Here is an 11,447-nt window from a genome sequence, read left to right as displayed (position 1 = left end):
GGAATCGGGGCTCAGAATGAAGCGCGCGTCATTTCATGACAAAACTATGTCACCCGTATGACAACCTGCTTCGCCCCGGCGCGTCACGCGGGCGTCACATGGCTGGACGACGATCACGCTGCACCGCAACAGGACCATGCCCCGCGATCGTCCGACGCGCCGATCGTCGAGAGGCCGGCCTGGCGCGGTGCATCGGGTCATGTATGCCGGGGCTGCGCCCCGAAGGAGTCTTACTCGTGTTGCGAGCCATCAAGCTTGGGTTGCCGGGACGGCGCGGCAATTCCGTATGGCAAAGACTGGCGCGTCTGCCGCTGGTGATGCGGCTGTCTGCCGCCTTCGTGCTGATTTACGCATTCGGCGCCGTGGTCGGGCTGACCGGCATCGTCAACCTGATCGAGCTGAAACGCGATACCGACACGCTATACCAGCGCGATATGCGCGGCGCGATCTCGGCCGAACGCGCGCAGGCGGAACTGGCCAAGCTGGGACGCGCGCAGCTTGCGTTGACACTGGCCACCAGCGGCGCCGAGCGCGATACCGCCGCGAGCGACATCGCGCAGGCGATGAAGCAGCTCGACGAAGCGGTCGATGGCGTGCGCAACGCCGCCCCGCAACAGGCGCAGGCGCTGCAGAAAGAGCGCGCCGCCGCGGGCCGGATGATGAATGACTACATCACCCTGATCCGCAAGCAGCCGCTCGACGCCTTGCAGTTCGACGCGTCGGTGTCGATCGACAGCCATTTTCTTGGCGAACAACTACAGAAGCTGGGTGCGCTGGTAGAAGGCACACGCACCGCCTTGGCGCGGCAGGCCGGCGATACGGTCGCGGGCGTCGCCGCGGCGCAGATCACTGCGCAGACGGTGATGGCGGCGCTGCTCGTCGCCAGCCTGGTTGCCGCGGCGCTGCTGGCCTGGATCGCGGCCCGCAGTCTGACGCGCGAACTCGGTGGCGAACCGCGTGATGCGGCAGCGGTCGCCAATCGCATCGCCGGCGGCGACCTGACCGCCCGCATCGCGTTGCGCCCGCATGATCAAGACAGCCTGCTGTTCTACCTGTCCGGCATGCGCGATCAGCTTGCCGGCGTGCTCGCACGCATCCAGCAGTGCGCGCACGAGATTTCGGCGGCCAGCGACGGCATTGCCGATGGCAATCGCGCGCTCGCCGTGCGCACCGGCACGCAGGCCACTGCGCTGGCCGAAGCCGCTGCCAACGTGGCGCGCCTGATCGCACTGATCCAGCAGGCCCACGAGCAGGCGCAAGAGTCCAGCGACATGGCCAGCCGCGCGCGCGGCGCCACCAGTGCGGGCATGGCCGCGGTGCGCGACATGAGCGGCGCGATGGCCAACGTGCATGCGCAATCGCGGAATATTTCCGAAATCGTCACGGTGATCGAAGGCATCGCGTTCCAGACCAATATCCTGGCCCTGAACGCCGCCGTGGAAGCCGCGCGCGCGGGCGAGGCCGGCCGCGGCTTCGCGGTGGTGGCGCAGGAGGTGCGTGCGCTGGCGCAGCGCAGCGCCACTGCCGCGCGCGAAATCGGCGGCATTATCGGCGAGGCTGCCAAGGAGATCGGTCGCGGCGCGGAATTGAGCGGCCGCGTGGAGACGGCGATGAGCGGCATCGAGGCGGCGGTCAATCACAGCCACGCACTGGCCGAGGCGCTGCGCACCCTGGCCGACGATCAGGCCGCTGGCATCCGCATCGTCGGCGATGCGCTGGCCCGCCTGGAAGAGACCAGCGCGGACAACGCCAAGCTGGTCGATGAGGTCAGCGATCAGGCGGCGCGCCTCGATCACCAGGCCGCGGCGCTTGAATCGGACGTGGCGCGCTTTCATTTCTAGCGTTGTCGAGACGATTTTTGCCGCACTGCCGCAAACGGCCTCCGCCGCCCAACGTGCCCGGCAGCGACGCGCTGCGTTTCATGTCTTGCGCGTACGGAGCTCAGCTTTTTGCGCGCGCCGCCGTAAATACGGTCAGTCCGATCTGCTGCGATGCGTGCCGTGGCGCCCAGCGCCTTGGCACCGCCTGCCGACGCGCGCGGCGCGCAGGCGCAATCGGACGCCGATCAACGCCAGCGCGGACCACGTCGACAAGCATGCTACGAAAGGTTGTACAGGACGATCTGTCGTTCCAGGAGGATTTCGAGGCTGCCGGCCGGGACTGGGCGCCGCGGTTGAAGCCTTGCGGCACATGCCACGCCTGCGAGCAGCCGGTCGGCAAGACCGACCTGTTCTGCGGCATTGCCTGCCAATACGCTTTTGAGCATTTCGAAATGCAGTTGCTGCAGAAGCGTTGAGTGCCGCGTCGCGGCGTTGTCTCGTCGTCCGGGTGTGTCAGGACGAAGTACATTTCCTTTCAAATTCCTGTCAACCGGCTTTGCCGATCGCCCGTTGAGGCGAACATCATGGCGGCATCCGCACGCGAACATCGGCTCGGAAAGCCAGTCCTGACGCGGCAGATGTGTCCGGCCGAAACAATCGCGAGCACGGGGTAACCGGCATTTACGAATGGCGGCTGCAAGTTACACAACTGTTTCACTTGCGCACATTTTGTGTCCCCTTTCTCACGCAAAAGCCGGATACGCTTGATTCATCCCATCACCGATTGACCACGAAAAATCATGTCTGAACGCCTCATCATGCTGGACGTACCCGGCGTCCTCTATTCGGACCGCTCCGCTGCCCGTCTTGGCGGTACGCCAACCTCGGGGACCCTGCGCGACGTCAGGTTTTTCGATCCGATCGCGCTTGGGTTTCTGCGTCGACTGTTCGGCATCGCCGGCGCGCGGGTTGTGGTGTCCGACGCGTGGCGCCGCGGCACGCCCGCAGCGATCTTCCAGCAGTTGGACCTGCAGGTGGAAGGCATGACCCCGGCGGTGGCCGGTGGCCACGGCGCGGAGATCGACGCCTGGTTTGCCCAGCACCCGGCGCCGGGCGCGTGGATCATCGTGTCGGCGGCGCCTGCCGCATCGTTCAGCGCCGAACAGCGCAAGCATCTGGTGCAGGTCGATCCCGCCGAAGGCCTTGCGGTCGACAACTTCCGCCAGGCGCTGGATCTGCTCGGTGTGGCCTGCCCGTCCACCGTTACGCCGGATTCGCGCGTCGAACCCGGCCTGAAAGCCAAGCTGCGCCATCTGCAACGCCTGGCGCGCGAAGCTCCGGAACGTTTCATGCCGGCCCCCGCCGCCGCCGAGGCGCGCGAACAGGCCATGGCTGTGGCCGTGGCCAGCCTGACCGGCAAGCAACTGACGGCCGCCCCGATCCACGCCTGATCGTACGGCGCGCAACGTCGCGAGACGTACAAAGGCCGCAACCATTCGTTGCGGCCTTTTTCGTTGGCAAACGCCGTTCGGCGCCTGACGCCTCAGCCGTTGACGTTCGACACGTCGACCTTCAATAGTCGACCGTCATCGACAGCTTGAACGTGCGCGGATTGCCCACCACGAGGTAGCCGCCATACGACGACGCCCAGTAGTCCTTGTTGGCGACGTTCTCGACCGACGCGCGCACCGTGTAGCGCATCTGCGATGCCTTGAACGCATAGCGCGCACCCAGATCGAAGCGGTGCCATGACGGCAGGCTGATGGTATTGGTGGCATTGGCCTGCTGCCGTCCCGTCTGGATATAGCGCCCCGAAACCGTCGCGCCCGCCACGAACGGCAGATCGTACTCGGCGCTGGCCGTCACTGTGTAGTTCGGCACGCCCACCGCCTGTTTGCCTTCGGTTGCCGTGTTGCCGGTATTCGACATCTTCGTGTCGATATAGCCGACGCCGCCTAGCAGGCGCAGACCGCGCAGCGGTTCGCCGAACACGCTCCATTCCACGCCGCGATTGCGCTGCTCGCCAGCCACCGAAAATACGTTGTTGACGGTGATGCCGTTGGGCTGGCGGATCTGGAAAAATGCCAGCGTGGTGCCGAAGCGGCCAGCGTCGTACTTCACGCCTGCCTCGTCCTGCTTGGACTTGATGGGCGCGAAAACGGCATCGCGATTGAGCGCCGTGCTGGGCGGCGTGGGGCCCTGCGTCAGGCCTTCGATATGGTTGTAGTAGACCGACAGGTTTCGCAGCGGCTTGACCACCAGCCCGAACATCGGCGACGTGGCCGCATCGCTGTACGGGGTGACCGCGTTGGTGTTGTACGCGTAGGCACGCGTGTTGATCACCTGACGGCGCACGCCTGCGGTCAGCAGCACGCGATCGTCCAGGAACGACAGCGTGTCGGAGATCGACACGCCATTGAGGTTCGTGCGCCCCGTGGTCTGCGGATCGGTCATGCTGCTGCGCGCAATCGACGTCATCGGACGCGCGACGGCCGGCGCGTCATAAAGATTGGTCGGATAGCTTGCCGACATCTCGTACGCCGAGCGCTTCTCCTGCTCCAGTCCGGACCAGCCGAGATTGACACTGTGCTTGATCGGCCCGGTGACAAAGCGTCCGCGGATCCCCACCTCACCGCTCGTGGTGTCCTGCTTGAGCGGCACGGACAGTCGGTACGCCGTGCCGAATCCGGTGTTGCCAACGGTGGCGCCCCCGTAGTTGCCCATCTCGTTAGTGTGATGCATGCCGAAGGCGGCGTACGCGGTCCAGTCCCGGGTGATGTCGTATTCGCTGCGAATCGTGCCCCACGTATCTTCGAGCATCGAGTTGGTCCAGTCCTGCGCGAAGCTGGAACTCGCCTTCGGCACCGGCGGCAGCGCCGTGGTGCCGGACGCCAGGCTGATCGTGGCGCGCCCTTGCTGCACCATCTGGCGCTGGTAGCCAAAATCGGCGTTGACGCGGAACTTGTCGCCCTGATAATCGAGGCCGACACTCAGCAAACGCTGCTGGCGATCTTCCTTGTCGATCGGCGTTTCGCCGCCGCGCGCCATGGCGTTGACACGCACGCCGAATTGCCTGGCATCGCCGAAGCGACGTCCGACATCAATGGCGCCGCCGACTTGCGCGTTGCTGGTGTAGTCGATGGTGGCCTGCGTGATCGGTGCGGCGGTCGCGTATTTCGGCGCGAGATTGATGCCGCCGCCAATCCCGCTACCAGTCGGTGACACCCCATTGAGAAAGGCACTGGCACCGCGAAACGTCTCGACGCGGTCCACCGCCTCGGTGGCGGTCAGTTGACGCGGCGCGATGCCGTACAGGCCATTCCAGGCGAGGTCGTCGCCGGCCAGCTGGAAACCGCGCACCATGAATGTTTCGGCGAAATTGCCAAAGCCGTAGCTGGTGCGGATAAACGGATCGTCGGCCAGCACGCCGGCGATGCTGTGGGCCTGCTGGTTCTGGATCGCCTGCGCCGTGTACGACGTAATGCTGAACGGCACATCCATGAAATCCTGATTGCCTAGCATGCCAAGCCGTCCGCCGCGCGCCACCTGTCCGCCCGCATACGGGGCAGGTGTCTGGTCGGGCGACGCTTCGGCGCGCACCGTCACAGCCGGCAAGGCCGACGACGGGGCTGCCTGGACAGATTGTCCGGGCGCGACGGCGGCTTCTTGCGCGGATGCCAGCGATGGCAGAACGCCTGCCGCAGCCAGCGCCGTCATCAGGCAACCGCGGCGCATCGGGGAAAAACGCGAATCGCGCGAACGTGCGCGAAGATCGGCAAACAACAAGTTGACACTCCCAAAAAAGAAAAAAGGCGCCCCGCGCCGCGTCGATGTCGCGGCGGCTCAGGGGCATGACCCGTCTCTACCCGAGTGAAGGCATTGCTCTGGCGGCAATGCTCGAAGGTGTTGCTATGGCTGCATCAGCCATGGCGACGCGATGGAGGCGACGACGCCCACCGCGATGGATGCGCGCGCAAGGCGCGGTGTGGCGTGGGGCGTCCACGTCAGGGCGCCGACCACGGTCAGGGCGCCCACGGTCAGCAACCCGGCCCAATAGATGACGCCAAACGCCCAGCCTTCGGCCAGTACGCACGCCGCCAGCGCCAGGGCCAGCGCCAGCGCGCCCTGACAACGCAAGCGCGCAACGCGCGCGCCGGAGAGCTGCGCGCCGCGTCCGAACAGATCCGCATGATGGCGATCGATGGCGTGCGCGAGCCATATGAAGCCGCCGACGGCAAACGCCGCACCCGCCACGCAGGCGGGCCATACCGGCACAACCGGCAACGATGCGGCGCCGCTCATTGCGATACCTCGCCCGCAGTGCGCATGGCGCGCGGCGCGCCTGCCCGAACAGGCGCCGCGGCATGCTTGCCCAGCATCCAGGCTGCCGCGCCCAGCGCGATGCCGAGTGCCAGCACCGTCAGGTCGAATCCGGCCAGCACGACGGGTCCGCGCACCAGGGTCACGCCGAGATGGGTCGATGTGGTCAATGCGTTCAGGACCGGCACGCCCACCAGCAGCACGGCGCCCGCCGCCAGCAACACGCGCCACATCGCCCGCGTGGGCCGCCATTGCGCCAGCAGCGCGGCCAGCGCCCACGCACCGAAGAACGCCTGGATCTCGGCGTCAGGCCGCTGCGCCAGATCGATGGGCAGCAACCGGTTGGCCCAGAAATACGCGCCAAAGGCGATCGGCAATCCGGCAATTGCGCCCAGATTGAGCGCCTCGACCAGTCGCAGGCCGAATGGCGTACGTCCCGTCTGGGCAATGATCCTGGCATGGCTTTGCCGCGTCTTGACAGCCCACAGCAACGCGCCCGTCGCCACCATCAGCGCGCCTGCGAGGCCCGAGGCGAAGAACAACGCGCGCAGCAACGGCGGCGCGAAATGCGCGACGTGCAAACCGACCATCGTGCCGCGCGTGACATTGGCCGGTCCCTGTGCGTCGCCGAGGGTCGCCTGCAAGGCGCCGGTGGCGCCGGCAAACACCATCGTCGGCGCGGCCGTATTGATATTGCGGCCCGCATCGCGCGTGATAGACACCACGGCGTTGGCCCGGTTCGGCTGGTCGACGGTGATACGTTGCGGCGGCATCCCCTGCCAGTGCGTGACGGCCTGCGTGAGCATCGGCTCGATGGGCGCCAGCGGCGCGCTTTCCTTCGACGGCTTGACGCGCGGCGCGCGCGTTGCAAGCTCGGCGTTGAAGGCTTTCTCGTCGCCGTGGTAGACGGCCTGGATACCCCACGGCATGTACAGAAACAGCAGCGTGACCAGCCCCGTATAGGTAATCATCAGATGGAACGGCAGCGCCAGAACCGCCACGGCGTTATGGGCATCGAGCCAGGACCGCTGGCCGCGGCGCGTGCGGAACGTAAAGAAGTCCGCGAAGATCCGCCGATGCGTGATCACGCCGCTGATGATGGCCACCAGCATGAACATCGTGCAGAAGCCGATGATCCAGCGCCCCCATAGCGCTGGCATGTAGTGCAGGTCGAAATGCAGTCGGTAAAGGAATTCGCCGCCGCGGGTCTCGCGCGCGCCGGGAATCGGCGCACCGCTGGCCGGATCGAGCGTGCGCGAGACCAGCCGCGCCCGCGCGGGCTTGCCCGCGTCTTCCGATGTGGCGGGACGCACCCAGAACAGCGAAATCGCCGGATTGCGCGCGTCGGGCAGCGTCAGGAACCAGCGCTCCGCATGGGGCGCCTCGCGTTGCAGATAGGCGTAGGCGCGCGACGCGGCTTGCGCAGGGCTGGTCTTTTCGTTGAGCGATGCATGGAGTTCCGGCCGCATCCACAACGAGATTTCATCCTTGACGTAGCTGGCCGTGCCGCTGCAAAACACGAGGAACAACACCCAGCACACCAGCAATCCGGACCATGTGTGCAGCCACGCCATCGACTGGCGCAATCCCTGGCCTTTGCGAAGCATCGTCATCACGCGCCACCCAAGGTGGCCCAGCCCAACGCCAGCACGGCGCCCGACACGATCAATCCCGACCAAGCACGCCAGGCGCTATCGGCCGCGAACACCCAGATCGCGGCCAGCGCAAACCACGCGAACGACAGCAGCGTGGCGGTCATCACGGCCTCTGCCCGTGCCATGCCGGCCCATCGCACCAACGCCAGCGAGAGGCAGCCAGTGGCCAGCGCGGCCACGCCGTAGCCGCCCAGGATAGCGGCCACCGCGCGCGAGGCGACCGCAATGCGATAACTGGCCGGGATGCCGTGCTTCATGTCTGGCTAAGTGTCGAGAACGAGTAGACGCATATGATAAGCGTTCTCATCTGCATTGTCTGCAGCGGCATTACGACACGCGTCCCCATCACGACACGGCCGGTTGCATTGCGGGCATCGCCATTTGCTGCGATGCGGCCGTCGGACCGCTGACGATATTCGCACGTTTTTCAATTTAAATTCTGCATAGCAGAATTGCGATTCTGTACTGCGGTTGACACTTACGTGAAAACGATGGGACGATCCAAGCCATCGAATACCGGCGACCCCACGCCGGAAGTTTTACCCGGAGACCTCATGCGCAGTACCGCCGCACCCGCTGGCCAGTCACGGCCCGCGTCCTCATCGCCCACCCCTTCCGCATTCCAGCCCCAATTCGAACGTCTGCACCAGACCATGGCGCCATGGGTCGCCAGCGATCCCGAACGCATCGCCATCATGGACGCGCATCGCGCGATGCGTTACGCCGAACTCGACGCCGCCGTGTGCGAGACCGCCGAAACCCTGCGCACGCTCGGTGTGCGTGGCGGCGACCGCGTGGTGCTCGTCACCGAAAACAGCGTTGGCTGCGCGGTCATCCTGCTGGCGCTCAGCGCCATCGATGCGTGGTCGGTGCCGGTCAATGCGCGACTGTCGGCGCGCGAGATCGCAAATATCGTCGAGCACGCCGGCGCGCGCGTCACGCTGTATCTGGACAACGATTTCGCCGAGGCGCGCGAGCATGGGCTGGCGCGCGGTGCGCAGTGGGCCGAATGGCCGCACGTGGGCCGGCTGCTGGTAGGCGCCGTCGATGAGGCCGCCACGCCGGAAGCGGTCGAAGCCGATCCGCGCAGACAGGTGGCCGCGCTGATCTACACCACAGGCACTACGGGCGCATCGAAGGCCGTCATGCTGACGCACGCCAACCTGATGTTCATCGGTCATTCCAACCGCCTGCAATCGCGCGTCAGGCCCGGCGATCGCGTCTATGGCGTGCTGCCGATCTCGCACGTCTATGGCTTGTCGGTCCTGCTGGTCGGTCCGGTGTCGAACGGCGCGACGGTCTATTACGAGCCGCGCTTCCGCCCGGAAAAACTCGCCCGCACGCTGCTTGACGAACAACTGACCGTGCTGCACGGCGTGCCGGCGATGTACGCGAAGGTGGTCGAATGGAGCCGCGCCAACAGTCAATCGCTGCGCACGCCGTCGCTGCGCATCGCGCAGTCTGGCGGCGCCCCGCTGACCGCGTCGCTGAAGGCGGCCTTCGAGGACGCATTCGGCATCGTGCTGCACAACGGCTACGGCATGACCGAGACCTCGCCGACCGTATGCCAGACCCGCGTGGACAATCCGCGCAGCGACTGTTCGGTCGGCCCGGCCGTACCCGACGTGGAGATCCGGCTTGGCACGCCGTTGCCGGACGGCAGCGGCGAGCTGCTGGTGCGCGGCCCGAACGTGATGAAGGGCTACTATCGGCGTCCGGACCTGACCGCGCAGACCATCGACAGCGATGGCTGGCTGCACACCGGCGACCTCGCGCGGATCGATGCCGATGGTGCGGTCAGCATCGTCGGGCGTTCCAAGGAAATCATCATCCATTCGGGTTTCAACGTGTACCCGGAGGAAGTCGAGCAGTCGCTCAATGCGTTTCCGGCGGTGCTGCAGTCGGCCGTGGTCGGCCGCGCCACCGAGGGCAACGAGGAAGTGATCGCGTTCGTGGAAGTGCGCGGCGGCATGACGCTGGACGAGGCCGCATTGCGCGCGTTCCTGCGCGAGCGTCTGTCGCCTTACAAGATCCCCGCGGAAATCCGCACCGTTGCGCAGTTGCCCGCCGCACCATCGGGCAAGATCCTCAAGGCTAAGCTGCGCGAGCAGCTTGCAGCCGGCAACATGTGAGCGCGCCATGGCAGACCATCCGATCGACCGCACCGGCATCGCCGCAAACGATATGACCGACCTTAACGATACGACGCCCGCCATCGACCCCGCGACCGCATCCGAGTCCGTGACGGCGGCTGCGAAGAAGGAAAGCAAGCGCAAGGAAGACCGTCACTTCGTCACCGCGCTGGCGCGCGGACTGGACGTGCTGGCGTGCTTCCGCGCCTTCGACAGCGAACTTGGCAATGCCGAACTGGCCCAACGCTGCGGACTTCCCAAGTCGACGATTTCCCGGCTGACGCACACGCTGACCGAACTCGGCTACCTGCAGGCGCTGACCGATCCCGTGCGCTATCGCCTGGGCAGCTCCGCGCTGGCGCTGGCACCGGCCGCCCAACAAGGGGCGGACGTGCTGGCCGTGGCGCGCCCCTTCATGCAGGAACTGGCCGATCTGTCGCAAGGCGTCGCATCACTGATCGTGCGCGACCGCGGCCGTATGCTGATCTACGAGAATTGCCAGGCCGAGAGCTATCTGACGCTGCGCGTGCCCGTTGGCAGCCGCGTATCGGGCCTGAACACGGCAGCCGGGCGCGCCTATCTGCTGGCGCTGCCGGCGTCGGAACAACGTCAGGCGCTCACCGCGTTCCGCACGGATGACAAGGTCAGCGCGGCCATGGCCGAAGGCGTGCTGTCGAACTGTCGCGACGAATCGCGGCGCCTGGGTTGCACCACGTCGTTCGGCGAATGGCTGCCGGACATCAACTCGATCGCGCTGGCATTCCGGCCCGGACCGTCGCTGCCGCCGATGACGCTGAGCTGCAGCGGCCCCAACGCCGTGGTGCCGCCCGCGCATCTGCTGGACAAAGTGCGCCCACTGCTCCAACAGCACATCCGCAAGATCGAGGCGGCGTTCGGCGTGGCGGCCTGACAGCCAGACCCAGACGCATCGCGCGCCGAAGCCCCGCCGGGCCGGCGCGCGATGACGTTTCGTGGTGCGTGGTTCGTTGTTCGTCGTTGAATCGCTGATCGATGGGCGCGGGTCAGAGCAATCCCTGGTCGTCGGGATTGTTGTGCGGCCGTTCTTCGTGCTTGCCCGCCTGGCGGGCCTCGAACCGGCCATGCAGGCTGTTTTCCAGCTTGCCGCCGAGCCGCAACAACAACAGCGCCAGCACCAGCGAGAACACCACGATGGCGTAATAGCCCGCGCCAGCCGCAGCGCCCAGAATGGCCGCCAGCCAGATGCCAGCCGCAGTGGTCAGTCCCTGCGGCTTGTCGGAATTGCCATGGCGCGCGATCACGCCCACGCCCAGAAAACCGATGCCCGTCAAAAGACCCTGCAGCACGCGCGACATCGCATCGGGCGGATGCTGGTTGAGCGCAACCACGCAGACGGCAGCGGCCGCGCCGAGCGACACGAGCCCGAGCGTGCGCATGCCGGCGGCCTTGCCGTGCAGGTTGCGGTCCAGGCCGATGATGGCGCCGGCCGCCAGGCCGCCCACCAGCCGCAGGAAAAGTTCGAGCGAAAATTGGTCCATGGC

10 protein-coding genes are annotated in these 11,447 nt (G+C 66.3%); 5 read left to right on the top strand and 5 right to left on the bottom strand.

What is annotated here, in order from left to right:
• Positions 1 to 236 precede the first annotated feature (236 nt).
• The 3 genes from AC1RKI_RS08040 (at position 237) to AC1RKI_RS08030 (ending at position 3,271) form a co-directional block, all read left to right on the top strand.
• Positions 237 to 1,841 carry a methyl-accepting chemotaxis protein gene (locus tag AC1RKI_RS08040; RefSeq protein WP_061956744.1) on the top strand — a complete coding sequence of 535 codons (1,605 nt, stop codon included), beginning with the start codon at positions 237 to 239 and terminating at the stop codon, positions 1,839 to 1,841.
• Between the two features lie 254 nt (positions 1,842 to 2,095).
• Entirely contained in the window at positions 2,096 to 2,296 is a 201-nt protein-coding gene (locus AC1RKI_RS08035; protein WP_061956695.1) for a hypothetical protein, read from the top strand.
• Positions 2,297 to 2,620: 324 nt separating this feature from the next.
• Positions 2,621 to 3,271, top strand: a complete 651-nt coding sequence (locus tag AC1RKI_RS08030) for an HAD domain-containing protein (protein WP_492796111.1) — start codon at positions 2,621 to 2,623, stop codon at positions 3,269 to 3,271.
• 121 nt (positions 3,272 to 3,392) lie between these two features.
• On the opposite strand, the gene AC1RKI_RS08025 is transcribed toward AC1RKI_RS08030, so the two are convergent.
• From AC1RKI_RS08025 to AC1RKI_RS08010, 4 genes are all read right to left on the bottom strand, one after another.
• Positions 3,393 to 5,606 (bottom strand): TonB-dependent receptor, encoded by a 2,214-nt coding sequence (locus AC1RKI_RS08025; RefSeq protein ID WP_492796113.1) that lies wholly within the window; start codon positions 5,604 to 5,606, stop codon positions 3,393 to 3,395.
• A 123-nt stretch (positions 5,607 to 5,729) separates the two neighbouring features.
• The gene (locus AC1RKI_RS08020; protein ID WP_061956690.1) at positions 5,730 to 6,122 is read right to left on the bottom strand and encodes a DUF3325 domain-containing protein; all 393 of its coding nucleotides are present in this window, start codon (positions 6,120 to 6,122) and stop codon (positions 5,730 to 5,732) included.
• Positions 6,119 to 7,753 carry a PepSY-associated TM helix domain-containing protein gene (locus tag AC1RKI_RS08015; RefSeq protein ID WP_492796115.1) on the bottom strand — a complete coding sequence of 545 codons (1,635 nt, stop codon included), beginning with the start codon at positions 7,751 to 7,753 and terminating at the stop codon, positions 6,119 to 6,121. Before AC1RKI_RS08015 ends, AC1RKI_RS08020 begins: the two co-directional genes overlap by 4 nt.
• Entirely contained in the window at positions 7,753 to 8,052 is a 300-nt protein-coding gene (locus tag AC1RKI_RS08010) for a DUF3649 domain-containing protein (RefSeq protein WP_061956686.1), read from the bottom strand. The genes AC1RKI_RS08015 and AC1RKI_RS08010 overlap by 1 nt, the downstream gene beginning before the upstream one ends.
• Positions 8,053 to 8,349: 297 nt before the next feature.
• Between AC1RKI_RS08010 and AC1RKI_RS08005 the strand changes: the two genes are divergently transcribed.
• On the top strand, positions 8,350 to 9,927 hold the full coding sequence (locus AC1RKI_RS08005) for a class I adenylate-forming enzyme family protein (protein ID WP_492796117.1): 1,578 nt from the start codon (positions 8,350 to 8,352) through the stop codon (positions 9,925 to 9,927).
• Between the two features lie 7 nt (positions 9,928 to 9,934).
• Positions 9,935 to 10,837, top strand: a complete 903-nt coding sequence (locus AC1RKI_RS08000) for an IclR family transcriptional regulator (RefSeq protein WP_223506162.1) — start codon at positions 9,935 to 9,937, stop codon at positions 10,835 to 10,837.
• A 112-nt stretch (positions 10,838 to 10,949) separates the two neighbouring features.
• On the opposite strand, the gene AC1RKI_RS07995 is transcribed toward AC1RKI_RS08000, so the two are convergent.
• Complete coding sequence (locus tag AC1RKI_RS07995) at positions 10,950 to 11,444, bottom strand: MgtC/SapB family protein (RefSeq protein ID WP_084003965.1); 495 nt, start codon at positions 11,442 to 11,444, stop codon at positions 10,950 to 10,952.
• Positions 11,445 to 11,447 lie beyond the last annotated feature (3 nt).

It is taken from the genome of Cupriavidus sp. GW822-FHT06G04, from assembly GCF_058799075.1.
This window is presented reverse-complemented; position numbering and strand designations above follow the sequence as displayed.